Origin of the sequence: Exiguobacterium sp. U13-1 (assembly GCF_001750115.1) — a bacterium.
Lineage (GTDB): Bacteria > Bacillota > Bacilli > Exiguobacteriales > Exiguobacteriaceae > Exiguobacterium_A > Exiguobacterium_A acetylicum.
The window spans coordinates 2,169,610-2,185,500 of record NZ_CP015731.1; the positions used below are offsets into that span (position 1 = coordinate 2,169,610).

The window sequence follows — 15,891 nt, forward strand, 5'->3', positions numbered from 1 at the left end:
TATATGTCAACCTTTCTTTTTTTCTTTGATTAACCTTGTGATATGAACCGTTAGGTACAGTTTCTCTTCATCCGTCAACCGATAATCATATTTTGTCTGAATAAAGGTAGCGATTTTTTCAGTGCAGACATAGGACTTTGGATATTGCATTTTCACTAAATCGAAAAGCGCACTCTCATCTCCTTCGTATTCGGTTCGTGACACGAGTCGTTGTGCAAAAAATTTAAGGTGAGTAACAAAACGATGATAGGCGAGAGCATTCTCATCCCATTCTAATGCAAAGTGGTATTTTACGAGATTTAATACTTCTTGAATGACTTTTGTCATTGAGACGATGTTCGGCATCTCTTCGTTTAATTCAGCATTCACGATGTGAAGTGCAATATAGGCTGCTTCGTCTTCAGGTAATATGATATTGAATTTTTCTTCAACTAGTTCAAGTGCTTGCAGACCAACACTAAACTCATCTTGATATAAACGTTTAATCTCCCAAAGCAATACATTTTTGATCTCTAAACCTTTTTCATGACGTTCTAATGCAAAATGTAAATGATCGGCAAGAGCGATATAGACAAGTTCATTGAGTTTTTTTCCAAGCGTCAATTTAGCAATCGTTACGATATCATCAGTCAAGACGATGATTTCTTCAGGAATTTCTTGAAGTAGTAATTTAAATCGTTCATGATTGCCAGCATCATCGAGATAAAAGACTTTTTCAACATCGGAGGCTAATATCGCCTGCCCTGAATTCCGTTTAAATCCGATCCCCTTCCCCATGACGACTCGCTCACGCCCTGCTTCGTCAAATACACTGATGACATTGTTGTTGAAAATTTGATGAATGATCATAGGTGACCTCCTTCCAAATCGAAAAAATAGAAAAACCCAAATCAAACGTCACTCACGGTTCCAGTGATCGCTGATTTGGGTTTCGCCTGCTTGACCAGTAACAATCCCTATTCCATTACATTCTATACCATTTTTGATAACGGTTACAAGCATCATTTTTATAAACATTTAATTCTTCACATCTTTCGATTCACGTACAGCAATACAAGCGGAAAGAATAAAAGTTGTCCTCCTAATGCTAGTAACAGAGCAAATTGAATGTCTTGAATGATCGACAGATTAACGAGTACCAAGATTAAAAAAAGATATCCGATACTTACGAGATAAGCGATATGTCCACTACGGATTTTAACCGCTCCTTGGCGCTCATCATACGGTTCCGTTGGCGAGAATACCGTTCCTGTGATACGTGACGTGACACCTGCTAAAACAAGGATGATTCCGAGTGTTTTAGCCGCTGGATCCGTCATTGTTAAGTAAAGACCCGCTCCAATTAAAATGATGTCTAAGAACACATTGACTCGCTTCATGCTGTTCCCTCCTCGCTCGTTCGATTCGGTGTAAAAATTTCTTCGATTCGCCGCTCAAATAGATCAGCTAGTGTAAACGCGAGGTCGAGTGACGGATTATACCGCTCTTTTTCAATGGAAATGACCGTCTGACGCGACACATTCAATCGTTTTGCCAGTTCGCCTTGCGACCAGCCTCGTTCTTCGCGCATCTCCTTGACTATATTTTTCATGATTCCACCTCGTAATTCCACTATATGTAAATAACACACTACCTGTCAAGTTTCCTTTACAACCTCTTTGTTCGCTTCCACATGATATATCGATCATCACTCCCGACCTGAATCAATCTCGCTTTTTCGAGCACTCGGATCGATGCTTTATTCGTCGACTCCGTCTTCGCAAGTACCCCTGTCACTTCCGTTTGTTCAAACGCCCATTTAATCAATGCTTGAACTGCTTCCGTCGCAAACCCTTGATTGAGATACGCTGGTAACAGACCATAACCGATTTCAACCGCTTGTCGTATGTCCGGCTTCCCCTTGAATCCGATATCCCCGATTACTTGACTATCCTTTGTCATGACGAGCCAGCTGCCCCAGTATAGTAGCGAGGGATCTGACGCTATTGACATCAAATGATGCTGAACTTCCGGTCCGTTATCGTAGTGCTGTTGTTGTAAACGTGTCACGTCATTCGCTGTACATGGATGAATCGTCAATCGCTTTGTTTGAAGGGTTATCATTACTTTGTCTCCTTTTTTAGGTTTGCCACCACTGTTGTAGGTAACGTTGGATATACCAACAAACGATAAAAAGACTTGTTGCACCGAGTATACTGTAAAAAATAGGAATCCCTAAGCGGATCAATCCATATAAGACGGCAAGCAATAAGAACGTCGCTGGTAATCCGAGTAACACACTCTTTAAGAATGTACTCAGTTCTGCCCGTTCACTTCCCTGTTTAACGAGCCAGGCAAAGCTAATCAGACTGACGACGGGCAATGCAGACAACACACCACCCAGTGACGGTGAACGCCGGGCGACTTCGGTAACAAGACCAATGACTAGTGCGCTCGAAAACACCTTAACGAGAAAAGCAGTCATCTGCCGCCTCCCGCAACAATCGAAACGCCTGTTCAATCGCCTGTTGGTCTGTTTTTGACATCGTAGCAAGGACTTGATTTAACCGTTCAGGATCAAGTTCCGTATGACGACGAACAATTATATCCCCCATGTCTGTCAAACCAATCGTCACTTGGCGTTGGTCTTCTGGATTCCGTTTTTTTTCGATATAGCCTAATCTGTCCAACTTTTTGACGTGCTCGGACGTCGTATTATGTGAGAGGCGAAATGCCTCGGCAATCTGCTTGATCGTCGGATTCACCGCAAATTGAATGTATTGCAAAATACGCACACTTTGGTGAGACAGGTTTTCTTCGAACCGTGGATGTAATTGATAATAAATTTTTGCAAAATCAGCTGAAATCATGATGCTCCCCCCTTATATCGTATAATTCGAATATATCGTAAAACACGATATATTAACAGAGAAAGAGATGTGTTTCATGAAAAAAACGTTAGCTACTATCGTATTGGTCATTCTTTTTCTCAGTGGATGCTTAGCGGAGACGACGATGACAACGACGGACCTCATCGCGGCGGATGCCATTAAACAAGATCAAGACGTCATCCGCTTGAACGATCGCGTGTATCGACTAGATCAGGTCGTAACCGTCTCGATTCTTTCTTTGACTCCTGGTCCACGTGTTCAAAAAATAGCATCCGAAAAGACGCTCAAGGACGGCATGGCAACTCGTCTTAATAGCGATACGGTCATCTATCAAGAAAAAGATGATACGATGTTTTTATATGTGCAGCGAAACAAGAAGTGGTATCGCTATCAATCCATTCCTGAAGGATGAGGAGGAAGACAGATGCAGTATCCAACGACATTGGGCACGAAAAATGGCTACATCCACAATCCGACTTCCGCTGAAGCGATTCCTGTCCGTTATCGTGCCGTGATTCGAGACGTCGTCGCCTATGTACAAACCTTATCCGTGTTTCATGGCGTGTACTTGTATGGAAGCGTCGCAAAAGGAACGGCGCGTCCCTTTGAATCCGACCTCGATTTTACACTGATTTTGACAGAGCCGTTGACGGAAGAAGAACACATGCAGTTAGATAAACGGACGGAACACTGGTTGACGGACTATCCATTCGTCACCAAAATCGATTATGACATCGGTCTGCTTGACAACGTCATACGGGACGACGAAGTTCTTCGCTGGGGCGTCTGGTTGAAATCCGTCAACTTGTTTTTGGCAGGCGAAAATCTCCAAAGTCGATTTCCATCCCTTCGTCCGACACGCGCTCTTGGCTTCGCGTTAAACAGTGGAGTATGTGAGCAGTTAAAAACGGATTTATTTCTCTTAGAAACAAGTCAGGTCGCTTTGCTTCATTCCGATTCGATCGTGAAACAGATTGTTCGGAGCGCCTATCACCTTATTCTAGAAGACGATCAAAGCTTCGTACATGACCTAGAGACACTCCGCCCAATCTTGCTTCATTATTTCCCTGACGAACCGCGCTTTTTGTCACTGTTCGCTGCATACGATACACACCAAATCGTTTCGCTAGAGGATGTCCACTACTTTGTAGACTGGTTCGCGTCTCGAATGCAGGACGAATCAATCCTTTAATCGAAACAGACCAGTCCACAGTCCAACATGACCAAATAATGCCTCTGGATTGTCGACGGGTTTCATTTCCTTTAGTTCGATGACGTCGAATGCATCGAATATGGAGAGTAATCGCTCTTTCGTATAGCCAAGTCCGCCATGGAGACTATTTTCTTGATAGACTTCCCAGTCCGTCAACGTCGCCCCGCCTAGCGGACCACCCGCAACAAAACACGTCAATCCGAAATATCCTCCTGGCCGCAACATCTCTTTTATTCGCGTCACGTAGGTCAAACGTCGATGTGGCGCCATATGATGAAAACAGCCGGAATCGTAAATGAAATCATATGTATTCTGTTCGGTCGTCTCTAGAAAATCTTGTTTTCGAAACGCAACATGCGCTCCAGTCTGTTGTGCTTGTTCTGTTGCCCAGTCTAACGCGGTTGCTGAAAGATCGAGTCCCGTCACCGAAAAACCGTGTGTTGCGAGGTAGATCGCGTTACGTCCCGGTCCTGTCCCGAGATCTAACGCGTCACCCGGTGAGAGCCATCCCTGTTCGATATAGCGAACTAAGTTCTCGTCAGGGATGTTCTTAAAAAACGGAACCGGTTTCGTACGATCTTCATAAAATTTGTCCCAAAATGGTTCCGGTTCACGCAATCGCGCGTCGAGCATCTTTAAAATATCCTCCATCGTATCAATCGTCTGTGGTTCTGTCATTGATCAGTTCTCCCTCTTTTTTTCTATAATAATGTATTCGTGTTTCCCTACTGATTTCCCTGTATTTCTCGGATAAAAATGCGCTATTTTTCTTACCTTACGATATTGTTAGTATGTTCTTGAAATCTCTCATGCTACACTAGCCTGTAATTGAAACAACCATTCAAAAGGGAGATATCTTGCATGCGTCAACATCCGACTTCCACTTCCACCTTAGCAACGGATGAGAAGATCATCCGCTTGATTCAAGGTCTTCATCAAATGCACCATTCACCTATGAAAGCTACCCATTATCAAAAGTTAGCAGCTCAACTTCCTTATCCTTCGCTTGAAGAGATCAATGCCCGATTCGGTTCGTGGGCACACCTGTTAGAACGAGCGGGAATCGTCAAGACTTCCCACTTATCGACGAAAGAACGCATGACGTTGAACCGTCCCGCTGCGGTCAAGCGAACGAAACGGTGGTCGATCGAAGAAAGCGTCGCTTTTTATGTCGCACAGAAAGGAACGAACATGACGATTCGCTCCTACACGGAATTGCGGGATCTACATCCGGAGATGTTAAGTGCCAATACGATCATTCGTCGGTTCGGTACATGGAAAAATGCCTTAGCACACTTCGACCTCACCTCGAACGGCTTCTTCACAGATCAAGACTGCTTAGACGCTCTTGAACAAGCTGCAGCCACGCATGGACCACTTCTGACGAGTCAACAATATGCCAAGTGGGCGCGTGCGCACCAAGCACCTTCACTGACGTTGTTGATTGAACGTTTCTCCAGTTGGCGCGAAGCCTTGCGTTGTCTCGAGATCGAATAAAAAGGATCGTGCCCGCTGATTGATTCGACGGGACACGATCCTTTTTGATTATTGTTTTGGCAATCGCAGGAGCTCATGATCCGCTTCTTCAGCGCATTTACGTAACGTATAGATCGACTGCTTCTTATCGCTTGTCTTGTTGAGTTGCTGACAGATTTCGTTTTTACGATCATCGTCTGTCGTACCGAACTGATCACGCGATGAATCGGAAGTGTATTGATACGACTTACCATCATACTTGACATCATACAAAATCGGGTCTCCTTCAGTCGTAAACGCCGTGATGCGAATCTGATCCGATTTGCCTTGCGTTGACTTTTTCAAAAAGGACTCGAATCGGTCTCTGTTCGTAACATCCTTCTGGACAATGATGTCGCCATTCTTCTTCTCCTCTTCCATCGTATATTTTCCGAAACCAGCTAAACAAAGCAGACATACCACAAGACAGAGCTTTCGCATCACTCACCGACTCCTTCTCACTATTTCGCTAATAGACGATCGAGGCGATACAGTTGCGACGTAAAGCCCTCCTTCATCCCCATACCGAGCACTTCTTGCACAGCTTCTTCTGTCTCATAGGTCGACTCGAAGACGATCAACGTCGTCTCCCCATGATCAATGAATGTCGTGACATTCTCGCTTCCTGGTAAATGTTCAGAGATCACCCCTGACGCGTCTGAGAAGTAATCGGCATGACTATACGTGTTCGGAGCATCGATGTTTCTGAAAATCGCTTTCCCCCACGACTCCATGCCGTAAAAGTCACCTTGCGCCGGATCAACACAGCGCATGCAATAATGCCACATACCACCCGGTTGAAATTCGAACGTCTTGATCGCTGTCTCCCAGCCTTCCGGTCCCCACCACGCTTCAAGCTGTTCTTTTTCCGTAAATGCGGCAAAGACGCTATCTCGCGGCGCTTCACACGTCCATTCCATTCGTAGCGTCTTCCCCTCAATCGAAGTCTTCAATTCCTTTTTCATTCGTCCCGTCTCCCTTCACGTTCGACTGAATCTGCTTCAAATGTGCGTCTAAACGATGCATGCGGGCCTCCATTTGCGCTAGCGAGTTGCTCCATATGACGAGTTCTCGAAACGCTTCTGGACGAAGACTGTACAAGCGACGATTCGCCTGTCGTTCGACAGTGATCAGTTCCGCGTCAAGCAACAGCTTCAAATGCTTCGAGGTTTGCGGTTGGCGTAACTGTAATTGTTCAGCTAACTCATTGACGGAGCGAGGACCGTTTCGTAACGCTTCGATCAGTTGGAGCCGTGTCGCGTCTCCGAGTGCTGAGAATCGTATTGGTATCCGATCGTTCATATCCGTTCACCTCTTTATTTTATATATTCCCAATTTGGAATATTCTAAACTAAGAATATAAAAAATGCAAAATGATTGTCAGATGCGTTCAAATGACGTACGTTCTAAACAACCTGTATGAAAAGAGCGTGAACCAATGAAGACCGAATGGATGGAAGCATTCCTCGTCACCGCGGAGACCGGCAGCCTGACGAAAGCAAGCGAAGTATTGCATATGACGCAACCGGCGTTAAGTAAACAAATCAAAAGTCTTGAGAGTGCGCTTGATGTCTCTTTGTTACACCGATCGGCACATGGTGTCACGTTGACGCCAGCAGGCGAAATCGTCTTTGAAGAGAGTCGTGAACTGATTGATCGGATCGATCAGATGAAACGACGGATCGGTACGATCGACGAACGGACGACCTTAACGCTCGGATCATGGCCAAGCGTCGCGATGACGTATCTCCCGCGTCACGTCTCGCGTCAAGCAACAGCACCAGATCTCAAGTTGAAGACGGCGCATACGACGATCGATTTGATGCAAGGTCTTGAAGAACGCCGATACGATGCTGTCTTACTCGACGATCGTCACCATGTCCATCCGTATCATACGACCCATTTGTATACGGAGAACTTTTTACTTTATGTCCATCAAGACGATGAACGATTCACAGGCTGTACGTCTGTGGCGTTTGAGCAAATTCGTGACGCCTCTTTCTTGTCGCTTCCGATCGATTGCGATTCGACGAACATCCTAAAGGACGCGTTCATCGAGCGAGGTGCCGTCTACCAAGCAGAAAACGAGATGGAATTCGGTTCAAGCGTCCTCGGTTTCATCCGTGCAGGGCTCGGTATTGCCCTGTTGCCGGAGATTTTCCAAGACGGACTATCCCCAGAAATCAAGACGTTACCGGTCGACGGGTTTGATGTCGTCCGTGAATTGTCACTCGTCTCACGGGACGCCTCTCATCATGCGATTCTGCTTGATTTACTTGGTCAGTCGCGCTGAAGGTGCACTTGTAGTTCATGCCTCAGCCCATCGACTTGATCTTGTGAAATCGCCGAATCCGGTGTGTCACCGTACCGGACGAGATGGTAGATCGATGGATCAAGCGTGACATCAATCCGTTGTAACCATTCGCCGACCGTCTCTTCGGAGCGGCGGCGTTTTTGTCGTGTCAGTTGCCGATCGAACTTTTGTAACAGACGGCGAATCTCTGACTCTGATTCTTCACCAACAAGTGTTTGTCGTGTCGAACGATTTGGGGAAAACACCGGCGGCGGCTGCATTAAATCGTCGATTACATTCTCTCGTTTGCGTCGTTTTCGCAAACGCTTCAAGAAGTAACGCACACTGAAGAGGACGATTAGTAGTATGGCAAGACCGACGACACTGTAAAAGGTAGCAACACCTAAGGCATCCTTATCCGCAAATCCCCCGCTTTGGATGTCCATTTTTTGCTCGGTCGGTTTTCCTTCTTCTTTCCCGCCTCCATCAACCATAAATCGGGCTTGATAGGTTGCCGGATCATAAAAGAAATAACGATAGACTTCTGTACCGACTAGTTGAATAGCAGCAAGGCTCACGAGTGTTATACATAATGTCACAACTAAACCACGCTTCATCTCATCCCTCCTTTTCAATATTTTACCATCTCCACTCTACCTTGGAGTGATTTTTCTTTCTTTTCAGTCAATTTTTCATTAGAGTAAGTGATGACTCTCAATAAAAGGACGTGACATCATGTATCTTCCAAGTTTTTCGTTAACCGATCAGACATTTCTCATCACAGGAGCTGGTCGAGGCATCGGACGTGCGCTCGCCATCGGAATGGCAGAAGCCGGTGCCGACATCATTCTCGTCGCCCGGACGGAACGCGATTTGACGGAGACGGCACAAGAAATCGAACGACTTGGTCGAACGGCTTACATATTCCCGTGCGACATCACTGACCGGAAACAAGTCGTCGAGACGGTAGCTCGTGCTTACGAACAAGTACCGCAGATTGATGGGCTCGTCAACAATGCCGGAATGAACATTCGTTCGAAGGCACTCGATGTGACGGAAGACGAGTGGGAAACGATTCAACAGACCAATCTGAAATCCGCTTTCTTCTTTGCTCAAGAAATTGGTAAACGGATGCAGGAGACAGGTGGAAGCATTCTGAATATCGCCTCGGTTGCTGGTCACGTCGCCTTACGGACCGGCGTCGTATATGCGACGACGAAAGCGGCGATGATTCAGATGACGAAAGTACTGGCGCTTGAATGGGGACCACGAAACATTCGCGTCAATGCGATCGGACCGTGGTATTTTAAGACACCATTAACGGAACCATTGCTGAAAGATTCTACATACCTGCAAGAGATCGTTGACGTGACACCACTCGGGCGGGTCGGTGAATTAGAAGAACTGGTTGGACCAGCCGTCTTCTTATCGTCTGCTGCTGCCCGTTACGTGACCGGGCAAACGCTTTATGTCGATGGTGGAATGACGATTAAAGGTTTTTAAGACAGAAGAAGACGGATGCGCATCTGCCCATCCGTCTTCTCGTATCTGAAAGGAGCTTCATCATGTCAAAACGTATTGCACTCGTCGCTGGTGGCTCCCGTGGCGCCGGACGTGGCATCGCCTATGCCTTAGGTGACGCCGGAATGATCGTTTACGTCACGGGACGAAGTACGAATGAACAGACGACGGATCATCGAAGCGAAACGATCGAAGAGACGGCTGCTGGTGTCACGGCACGCGGCGGACTCGGCATACCGGTCGTTTGTGACCATACGAGTCTTTACGATATCGATCGTCTGATTCAGCAGATCCAGCACTGCGATGGTCGAATCGATCTCCTCGTCAATTGTGTGTTCGGTGGTTCGGAAAACCACTTACCGTCTGGAACCGGACGACGGTTTTGGGAGCGACCACCGGAACATTGGAACGCGATGATGTCTGCCGGACCAAAAGCGTACTTGTGGACGATTCGGGCCGCGATGCCATTACTGCAACAGAGTCCAGCTGCGCTCGTCATCAATCTGACGTCATTCACTCCAGAGCAGGTGTCTGGAAACCTCTATTATGATTTGGCAATGCAAACGATTAATCGGATGACGCACGTCATGGCGCAGGAGTTAGCTCAGACGACCATCTCCGTTATCGCGCTTTGCCCCGGTTTCATGCGGACGGAACGGGTTGTCGATGCCGGTTTCGCGAGTGCCGCGACTGAATCGACGACCTATATCGGACGAGCCGTTACAGCGCTAATGGCGGATGAAGATGTTAGACGTTATTCTGGACAAGCCGTCTTCGTTGCCGATCTCGCGAAGACCTATCAATTTACGGATCAGGACGGAACGCAGCCACTACCGTTTTAATTTCTTTAATCGATGATTTCAAATAGTTTTCGATCACTCACTTCCGTTCCGGTCGTACTGAATCAAAGACCTCTTTCGCATCAAAGAATGGATCGAGTACGCTCGTCTTTCCAGCAACGGCTTGGCGTAAACGAATCCCATCAACGTTGATCCGGGCTTGGCGGAAGTAGTCGGGACCAATTTGCTTCCACGCATGTTGACTCGCATCGACATTGAAGAAATACCGGAACCCGCTATCGATGAGCAAACGATATTTCTCACCCGAATAATCGTGCCAATCCCCGACATCACTGCCGTAAGGATAAATCAGTTGCGGCGTTTTTCCAATCAGCGGGGCAACGTCCTGTTTGTAGCGTTTAAGATCCGCGCGGATCGTCGCGACTGATTCTTTTCCGACCCAAATATGTCCGTACGTATGACTCGCGAACTGCCAGCCGTCCTTGTTTAATGCGACGGCGGTCTGCTTCGCTTGTTTTCGTGCCGTTTCGACCTTTTCATTGTGCCCATATTGATTGTAAGAAGAACGATACCCGAGCACTCCGTTATAGCCTGTGATGCCGAGCAACCCTTTCGCGCCTTTATACGAAAAGTCAGGATGAGACTGGACGAACGCATCGACGATTGGTACGAGATCATAGGCGCCGTCGGGCTTTCCGACCATCGTGTTGACGATTTTGCCATCCTTCACTTTTAAATTCTTCGCAAATCCATCCCCTTCCATGTATTCGTAATAATTGACGTCATCCTGCGAGAGAACGAGCGGATGTTTTCCTTTTGGTAAACGAACCGGTGTCTCGACAATCTTTCCGTTCGCTTCTTTTGCTAAATCCGTCGGTCGGACGAGTACGTAATCGTTTTTATACAATGCATCCAAAATTCGTTCGAACTCCTGTTGCGTCACCATATAATCGTCGTATCCCGCCTCCTTTCGGTCGCCGTCAAACGCTTGTTTTGGATCAGCAATCAGTGAATGGAAAAAGAGATGTGGCACAGTTTTTTTCATAGGTAAGAGCGCCTGCTTTTTCTGTTCGTATTCTTCCGTTTTCAGATTCGTCTCTTTTGCGCGGACGGGTTTCAACACTTTGATCGCCCGGTCATAATCGTACTGGGCAGCGTAACGATCAGCACGCTGTATCGTCTTTTCTATGTATGCCTGTTGCGAAGCTTGTCTTTTTTGCTGTGACTCTAGTGTTTTTTCCGACTTTTTCTCGCTGACTTCGCTTTCCCCACATCCACTTAGTAGCAGACTCAGCGCCACACCGCCAATGATCCAGTTCCGTCTCATGTTTTTCGACTCCTTCATCAATTTTGACGTTTTCATCCCCCTCTATTCTAACTGTTCCCGATTGTTCAGTCGATTAACTACTTTTTTGAGTCATTCCGTTTCGTTATGACTGTCCATCCAAAGCGGAACTTCCGCTCACTCGTCTTGAGGTGTTTAATAAAGGACGTAATGAAATTCACGGAGGTGCAACAAGATGATTGAAAAGAACTTAATTAATGGTGAATGGTACGATACGACAGAAACGATTCCGGTCTACGACCCAGCAACGAAAAAACTGCTCGGACATGTTCCTGCAAGTTCAGCGGAAGACGCACAACGTTCCGTTGACGCAGCGAGCGAAGCATTCGTCAAGTGGTCAAATGAAACAGCAGACACACGCGCGAATTTAGTCGATGCCTGGTATCGCTTGATCAACGAACACCGTGAGGAACTCGCTCGGATCATGACGACAGAACAAGGGAAACCGTACGTCGAAGCACTCGGTGAAGTCGATTACGGAAATCAATATGTCCGTTGGTACGCTGAAGAAGCACGCCGGATTTACGGTGAAACGATTCCGGCTTCTGTTCCAGGAAAACGACTCTTCGTCGAAAAAGAACCAGTCGGTGTCGTCGCAGCGATCACACCATGGAACTTCCCGGCAGCGATGATCACACGTAAACTTGCACCGGCTCTTGCAGCGGGTTGTACGATTGTCCTTAAACCATCGGAAGAAACACCGTTTACGGCACTTCGCCTCGTTGAATTAGCAGAAGAAGCAGGTATCCCTAAAGGTGTCATCAACGTCCTAACAGGTGACGCGGCAACGATCAGTGGTGTCTGGCAAGCCGATTCCCGTGTCCGGAAGATCACGTTCACAGGTTCAACAGCCGTCGGGAAATTGATCATGCGTCAAGCAGCCGATACGATGAAAAAACTATCACTTGAACTCGGTGGTCACGCACCCTTCATCGTCACGGAAAATGCGGATCTCGATAAAGCTGTCGAAGGGGCAATGCGCTCAAAATTCCGGAACGGTGGACAAGCGTGTGTCGCGACGAACCGCTTCTACGTGCAAGCGTCTGTTCTTGACGCATTCACGGAAAAATTCACAGCAGCCGTCAAACAACTGCAAGTCGGTAATGGGATGGACGCTGACTCGACAGTTGGTCCATTAATCAATGCGAAAGCCGTCGCAAAAGTCAAAGCACACATCGATGACGCTGTCGCAAAAGGGGCAACGATCCTGACTGGTGGTACGATTGACGAATCTGTCGGCTACTTCGTCACTCCGACCGTGCTTTCGAATGTCACAGAAGACATGCTTTGCATGCAGGAAGAGACGTTTGGTCCGCTCGCACCGATCTCTGTCTTTGAGACGCTTGATGAAGTCATCGAACGGGCGAACAACACACCATACGGACTTGCGGCTTACGCGTTCTCTGAACGCATCGATGAAGCATTGATGCTCGGAAAACGACTCGAATACGGGATCGTCGGTCTGAACGATGGTGCGCCATCTGCAGCACAAGCCCCATTTGGTGGCTACAAAGAGAGTGGTCTTGGACGTGAAGGTGGCGTCTACGGCATCGAAGATTATCTCGAAGTCAAATACTTGTCGCTCGGTTAATCCATTAGACGATTTGTTTGAAGCAAACGATCGTCACTCCTAGGAAACCCCTCATTTCTAAAACGAAATGAGGGGTTTTTGTACGGCTCATACTTGCATACGAAATTTAAGGTATGATTGACATCGAACGATTTTATGGAAAGGAGCGATGGAAGAATGAATGTCATCACCTTCGGACAGAAAGAACAGAATCAACGCTACATCACAAGACCTGCTGTTTATGCGGTCATACTCGACCATCAAACAGGTAAAATCGCCGTCATTCAAAAAAAGGACGGTAAGTTGTTTCTTCCGGGTGGCGGTATCGAGACCTATGAGACGCATGAAGACTGTCTTAAAAGAGAGGTATTAGAAGAAACCGGAATAGATGTTACGGTGGTTGATTTCATCGGACGAGCCAATCAATATTTCTATTCACAAAATGAAACGACATATTATTTAAACGAAGGGCAGTTCTATCGTTGCGATGCTGGGCAGAACATATATGACCCAATCGAAGACGATCATCATCTAATATGGATTGATCCCGTTTCTGCTATAGAAGGCTTATTCCACGCACATCAACGCTACGCAGTCCAAAAGACGCTAGAAATGATTTAAATCGAGTCAAACAAAAGGTGCACAGTTCTCTTGTTCAGAGAAACGTGCACCTTTTAAATACTATCCGTTGTGACAAACGAGCAGCCTAGTCGTTATTCAACGTATTCGTACAAAACGACACTCTCGATATAGTGAATGAAGCGGCGTAATTCCTTCTCCTCTTCGTTCGAGAGATCGCCTTCTTTTGACATATTGGCAATTTCAAGACGCTGAACTTCGATGGCCTTCAGACAGAGTTCTTCCTTCTGCTGATCGACGTCCTTGCCGCCAATCGGCGACGACCAACGCGTATGTTTGAAGCGAAGTCGTTTATAGAACTCCAGCACACTTTGAACGACGTCTGGTGGATAAGATGAGCGGCAATTCTCGAGACGTTCGATCACTGTGCCCATTACCTTTTCATACAGTTCATGCTCGACTTGTGTCATTTGAATCAACGCATCAGACGACATGTTCGATCGTTTCCGCTTCCACCACAATTTACGAATCGGTTGGACGATTTGGAAACGCGAATCCTTGCCGATCGCCTTACGACGGTTTTCGATCGAGCGGAAGACATCCTTCTTCAACAGATCCGGCACCTTGTGCTCAGCGACGAAACGTTTTGATTCTTCCTTTTCCCACTGGACGGCTTCCAGTCGCAGTGCTTTCAATTGATCATTGAATTGATCGAGCTCTTCCTGACTTTTTTCCTGTGCCCGAAGTAACCGAAGCATGACATGATACTCATTAAGGAGATCAAACGCAACGACTGCATTGTCTTCGTCCGTCACTTGTTTAATTTCTGAGATTGCACGGCGAATCATCCGTTGTTTTTGGGCATTCAGGTCGAGTGCGATTGGTGTAGCCGCCTCACCACGGTTCAAGACCGGTAAAAGAATCGTTGCGAGAACGAGTGTATAGATAATGACACCCGCTGCAAGAAAGATAATCAATGAGCGTTCTGGGAAGGCTTCGCCGGACTCCGTCAAGAACGGTAATGACAAGACCCCGACCATCGTGATCGTTCCGCGAACCCCGACCAGTGTCGTGATTAAATCTTGTTTGAAGGACGGTCGACGATGATCGCGGTCCTCTTTTTTAAAGAACCGATGATCGAACCAATTGAAGAACATCGTCCAGACGAGACGGATCGCGAGAATGAATGAACCGATTTCGATGACATATAGCATGAGACGCCAGTTGTTGATCGCGTCATCCGCAAAAATCTCGCGTGTCGCTTCTGGTAACGTCAAACCGAGCAATAAGAAGATGATCCCGTTTAACGTATACGCGATCATCGTCCAGATGTTATCCGTCAACGTCTGCTCTTGTGCAAAGAACGTTTCCGTCCGTTCTTTGATCAAGGCATGCAAGATACCACCTGTCACGACGGCGATGACGCCTGACGCGTGAAACCCTTCTTCGGCGATGAAGAAGATGATGAATGGCGTTAAAATTTGCAATAAGGCATAAAAGACGACATCTTCAATGCCGGCGCGACGCAAGCGAACCTTGAGAAAGTTCATCGCGAGTGAGATCGTCAATCCGATCAATGCTCCGACGATGAACATGTAGAAGAACTCAGTCGTCGCACTTTGAAGCGAGAAATATCCTGTGACGACAGCAGCGACCGCATAACTGAACGCAACTAATCCTGAAGCATCATTGATCAGCGACTCTCCGCGAACGAGTGTCAGAATCTGTTCTGGAATCTGGACACGTTTCGCGATCCCGTTGACGGCAATCGGATCCGTTGGCGATAAAATCGCAGCCAAAGCAAAGGCAGCAGCGACTGGAATAACTGGAATCAACCAGTTGATGAAGTACCCTCCGACGATCGTCGTCAACAAGACGAGAATGATCGCGTTCCCGAAGATCGCTGTCCGCATCCGCCATAAATCTTCTCGTGGGAAGTGAGAACTATCGTTGTAAAGTAACGGTGCGATGAATAAGAGGAGGAACCACTCGGATTCGACCTCGATCGTCAAACCACTCATCAGGAGAGCGGCGACGGTTCCGGCAATGATTTGAATCAAAGCCGTTGGGATGAAACGGATGTAATGTCCGATGACTTGCGTCAATAAAATAAGCGCAAGCATCAATAAAATCAATGATAGTGTTTCCATGGAAGACCCCTTCCTCTATTGTTTCTTTCTACCTA

At 47.0% G+C, this 15,891-nt stretch carries 21 protein-coding genes; 8 read left to right on the forward strand and 13 right to left on the reverse strand.

Going from position 1 to position 15,891, the window contains the following annotated elements; genetic code table 11:
* Window positions 1–6: 6 nt before the first annotated feature.
* From licT to ESP131_RS11380, 6 genes are all read right to left on the reverse strand, one after another.
* Window positions 7–849, reverse strand: a complete 843-nt coding sequence (gene licT, locus ESP131_RS11355) for a BglG family transcription antiterminator LicT (RefSeq protein WP_047394750.1) — start codon at window positions 847–849, stop codon at window positions 7–9.
* A 176-nt stretch (window positions 850–1,025) separates the two neighbouring features.
* Complete coding sequence (locus tag ESP131_RS11360) at window positions 1,026–1,379, reverse strand: hypothetical protein (protein ID WP_051656274.1); 354 nt, start codon at window positions 1,377–1,379, stop codon at window positions 1,026–1,028.
* Window positions 1,376–1,591: a helix-turn-helix transcriptional regulator gene (locus tag ESP131_RS11365; protein WP_047394753.1), complete on the reverse strand. Its 216-nt coding sequence runs from the start codon at window positions 1,589–1,591 to the stop codon at window positions 1,376–1,378. Before ESP131_RS11365 ends, ESP131_RS11360 begins: the two co-directional genes overlap by 4 nt.
* 56 nt (window positions 1,592–1,647) lie before the next feature.
* Complete coding sequence (locus ESP131_RS11370) at window positions 1,648–2,103, reverse strand: GNAT family N-acetyltransferase (RefSeq protein WP_231925623.1); 456 nt, start codon at window positions 2,101–2,103, stop codon at window positions 1,648–1,650.
* A 16-nt stretch (window positions 2,104–2,119) separates the two neighbouring features.
* On the reverse strand, window positions 2,120–2,464 hold the full coding sequence (locus tag ESP131_RS11375; RefSeq protein WP_029341844.1) for a DUF3147 family protein: 345 nt from the start codon (window positions 2,462–2,464) through the stop codon (window positions 2,120–2,122).
* Complete coding sequence (locus tag ESP131_RS11380) at window positions 2,445–2,849, reverse strand: MarR family winged helix-turn-helix transcriptional regulator (RefSeq protein ID WP_029341845.1); 405 nt, start codon at window positions 2,847–2,849, stop codon at window positions 2,445–2,447. The genes ESP131_RS11375 and ESP131_RS11380 overlap by 20 nt, the downstream gene beginning before the upstream one ends.
* Window positions 2,850–2,925: 76 nt before the next feature.
* Here ESP131_RS11380 and ESP131_RS11385 point away from each other — a divergent pair, with 76 nt between their 5' ends.
* The gene (locus ESP131_RS11385) at window positions 2,926–3,282 is read left to right on the forward strand and encodes a hypothetical protein (protein WP_069940768.1); all 357 of its coding nucleotides are present in this window, start codon (window positions 2,926–2,928) and stop codon (window positions 3,280–3,282) included.
* A 12-nt stretch (window positions 3,283–3,294) separates the two neighbouring features.
* Window positions 3,295–4,062, forward strand: a complete 768-nt coding sequence (locus ESP131_RS11390; protein ID WP_069940769.1) for a nucleotidyltransferase domain-containing protein — start codon at window positions 3,295–3,297, stop codon at window positions 4,060–4,062.
* Here ESP131_RS11390 and ESP131_RS11395 read toward each other — a convergent pair.
* On the reverse strand, window positions 4,051–4,761 hold the full coding sequence (locus ESP131_RS11395) for a class I SAM-dependent methyltransferase (protein ID WP_069940770.1): 711 nt from the start codon (window positions 4,759–4,761) through the stop codon (window positions 4,051–4,053). The genes ESP131_RS11390 and ESP131_RS11395 overlap by 12 nt on opposite strands.
* Window positions 4,762–4,944: 183 nt before the next feature.
* Here ESP131_RS11395 and ESP131_RS11400 point away from each other — a divergent pair, with 183 nt between their 5' ends.
* Complete coding sequence (locus tag ESP131_RS11400; RefSeq protein ID WP_069940771.1) at window positions 4,945–5,580, forward strand: hypothetical protein; 636 nt, start codon at window positions 4,945–4,947, stop codon at window positions 5,578–5,580.
* Window positions 5,581–5,628: 48 nt separating this feature from the next.
* Here ESP131_RS11400 and ESP131_RS11405 read toward each other — a convergent pair whose 3' ends face one another.
* The 3 genes from ESP131_RS11405 to ESP131_RS11415 are packed head-to-tail and all read right to left on the reverse strand — an operon-like array spanning window position 5,629 to window position 6,900.
* On the reverse strand, window positions 5,629–6,039 hold the full coding sequence (locus ESP131_RS11405; RefSeq protein WP_069940772.1) for a DUF4362 domain-containing protein: 411 nt from the start codon (window positions 6,037–6,039) through the stop codon (window positions 5,629–5,631).
* A gap of 20 nt (window positions 6,040–6,059) precedes the next feature.
* On the reverse strand, window positions 6,060–6,563 hold the full coding sequence (locus tag ESP131_RS11410; RefSeq protein ID WP_029341851.1) for an SRPBCC domain-containing protein: 504 nt from the start codon (window positions 6,561–6,563) through the stop codon (window positions 6,060–6,062).
* On the reverse strand, window positions 6,535–6,900 hold the full coding sequence (locus ESP131_RS11415) for an ArsR/SmtB family transcription factor (RefSeq protein ID WP_051656275.1): 366 nt from the start codon (window positions 6,898–6,900) through the stop codon (window positions 6,535–6,537). Before ESP131_RS11415 ends, ESP131_RS11410 begins: the two co-directional genes overlap by 29 nt.
* Window positions 6,901–7,036: 136 nt before the next feature.
* On the opposite strand from ESP131_RS11415, the gene ESP131_RS11420 reads away from it, so the two are divergent.
* A complete protein-coding gene (locus ESP131_RS11420; RefSeq protein WP_047394774.1) occupies window positions 7,037–7,891 on the forward strand; it encodes a LysR family transcriptional regulator in 855 nt (284 codons plus the stop codon).
* Here the strand turns inward: ESP131_RS11420 and ESP131_RS11425 are convergent.
* The gene (locus tag ESP131_RS11425; RefSeq protein WP_069940773.1) at window positions 7,879–8,508 is read right to left on the reverse strand and encodes a hypothetical protein; all 630 of its coding nucleotides are present in this window, start codon (window positions 8,506–8,508) and stop codon (window positions 7,879–7,881) included. The genes ESP131_RS11420 and ESP131_RS11425 overlap by 13 nt on opposite strands.
* Before the next feature lie 118 nt (window positions 8,509–8,626).
* On the opposite strand from ESP131_RS11425, the gene ESP131_RS11430 reads away from it, so the two are divergent.
* Together ESP131_RS11430 and ESP131_RS11435 are read left to right on the forward strand one after the other, a co-directional pair.
* The gene (locus tag ESP131_RS11430; RefSeq protein WP_069940774.1) at window positions 8,627–9,394 is read left to right on the forward strand and encodes an SDR family NAD(P)-dependent oxidoreductase; all 768 of its coding nucleotides are present in this window, start codon (window positions 8,627–8,629) and stop codon (window positions 9,392–9,394) included.
* A 62-nt stretch (window positions 9,395–9,456) separates the two neighbouring features.
* On the forward strand, window positions 9,457–10,254 hold the full coding sequence (locus ESP131_RS11435) for an SDR family NAD(P)-dependent oxidoreductase (RefSeq protein WP_069940775.1): 798 nt from the start codon (window positions 9,457–9,459) through the stop codon (window positions 10,252–10,254).
* A 37-nt stretch (window positions 10,255–10,291) separates the two neighbouring features.
* Here ESP131_RS11435 and ESP131_RS11440 read toward each other — a convergent pair whose 3' ends face one another.
* Window positions 10,292–11,539 carry a polysaccharide deacetylase family protein gene (locus tag ESP131_RS11440; protein WP_231925624.1) on the reverse strand — a complete coding sequence of 416 codons (1,248 nt, stop codon included), beginning with the start codon at window positions 11,537–11,539 and terminating at the stop codon, window positions 10,292–10,294.
* A gap of 193 nt (window positions 11,540–11,732) precedes the next feature.
* Here ESP131_RS11440 and ESP131_RS11445 point away from each other — a divergent pair, with 193 nt between their 5' ends.
* On the forward strand, window positions 11,733–13,148 hold the full coding sequence (locus tag ESP131_RS11445) for an NAD-dependent succinate-semialdehyde dehydrogenase (RefSeq protein WP_069940776.1): 1,416 nt from the start codon (window positions 11,733–11,735) through the stop codon (window positions 13,146–13,148).
* A 156-nt stretch (window positions 13,149–13,304) separates the two neighbouring features.
* A complete protein-coding gene (locus ESP131_RS11450; RefSeq protein WP_047394788.1) occupies window positions 13,305–13,748 on the forward strand; it encodes an NUDIX hydrolase in 444 nt (147 codons plus the stop codon).
* 92 nt (window positions 13,749–13,840) lie between these two features.
* On the opposite strand, the gene ESP131_RS11455 is transcribed toward ESP131_RS11450, so the two are convergent.
* The gene (locus ESP131_RS11455) at window positions 13,841–15,856 is read right to left on the reverse strand and encodes a Na+/H+ antiporter (RefSeq protein WP_023468480.1); all 2,016 of its coding nucleotides are present in this window, start codon (window positions 15,854–15,856) and stop codon (window positions 13,841–13,843) included.
* Window positions 15,857–15,891 lie beyond the last annotated feature (35 nt).

Bases quoted from the DNA above. Each gene is read 5' to 3' on its own strand.
- licT (WP_047394750.1), bottom strand. From the start codon at position 849: ATGATCATTCATCAAATTTTCAACAACAATGTCATCAGTGTATTTGAC.
- ESP131_RS11360 (WP_051656274.1), bottom strand. From the start codon at position 1,379: ATGAAGCGAGTCAATGTGTTCTTAGACATCATTTTAATTGGAGCGGGT.
- ESP131_RS11365 (WP_047394753.1), bottom strand. From the start codon at position 1,591: ATGAAAAATATAGTCAAGGAGATGCGCGAAGAACGAGGCTGGTCGCAA.
- ESP131_RS11370 (WP_231925623.1), bottom strand. From the start codon at position 2,103: ATGATAACCCTTCAAACAAAGCGATTGACGATTCATCCATGTACAGCG.
- ESP131_RS11375 (WP_029341844.1), bottom strand. From the start codon at position 2,464: ATGACTGCTTTTCTCGTTAAGGTGTTTTCGAGCGCACTAGTCATTGGT.
- ESP131_RS11380 (WP_029341845.1), bottom strand. From the start codon at position 2,849: ATGATTTCAGCTGATTTTGCAAAAATTTATTATCAATTACATCCACGG.
- ESP131_RS11385 (WP_069940768.1), top strand. From the start codon at position 2,926: ATGAAAAAAACGTTAGCTACTATCGTATTGGTCATTCTTTTTCTCAGT.
- ESP131_RS11390 (WP_069940769.1), top strand. From the start codon at position 3,295: ATGCAGTATCCAACGACATTGGGCACGAAAAATGGCTACATCCACAAT.
- ESP131_RS11395 (WP_069940770.1), bottom strand. From the start codon at position 4,761: ATGACAGAACCACAGACGATTGATACGATGGAGGATATTTTAAAGATG.
- ESP131_RS11400 (WP_069940771.1), top strand. From the start codon at position 4,945: ATGCGTCAACATCCGACTTCCACTTCCACCTTAGCAACGGATGAGAAG.
- ESP131_RS11405 (WP_069940772.1), bottom strand. From the start codon at position 6,039: ATGCGAAAGCTCTGTCTTGTGGTATGTCTGCTTTGTTTAGCTGGTTTC.
- ESP131_RS11410 (WP_029341851.1), bottom strand. From the start codon at position 6,563: ATGAAAAAGGAATTGAAGACTTCGATTGAGGGGAAGACGCTACGAATG.
- ESP131_RS11415 (WP_051656275.1), bottom strand. From the start codon at position 6,900: ATGAACGATCGGATACCAATACGATTCTCAGCACTCGGAGACGCGACA.
- ESP131_RS11420 (WP_047394774.1), top strand. From the start codon at position 7,037: ATGAAGACCGAATGGATGGAAGCATTCCTCGTCACCGCGGAGACCGGC.
- ESP131_RS11425 (WP_069940773.1), bottom strand. From the start codon at position 8,508: ATGAAGCGTGGTTTAGTTGTGACATTATGTATAACACTCGTGAGCCTT.
- ESP131_RS11430 (WP_069940774.1), top strand. From the start codon at position 8,627: ATGTATCTTCCAAGTTTTTCGTTAACCGATCAGACATTTCTCATCACA.
- ESP131_RS11435 (WP_069940775.1), top strand. From the start codon at position 9,457: ATGTCAAAACGTATTGCACTCGTCGCTGGTGGCTCCCGTGGCGCCGGA.
- ESP131_RS11440 (WP_231925624.1), bottom strand. From the start codon at position 11,539: ATGAGACGGAACTGGATCATTGGCGGTGTGGCGCTGAGTCTGCTACTA.
- ESP131_RS11445 (WP_069940776.1), top strand. From the start codon at position 11,733: ATGATTGAAAAGAACTTAATTAATGGTGAATGGTACGATACGACAGAA.
- ESP131_RS11450 (WP_047394788.1), top strand. From the start codon at position 13,305: ATGAATGTCATCACCTTCGGACAGAAAGAACAGAATCAACGCTACATC.
- ESP131_RS11455 (WP_023468480.1), bottom strand. From the start codon at position 15,856: ATGGAAACACTATCATTGATTTTATTGATGCTTGCGCTTATTTTATTG.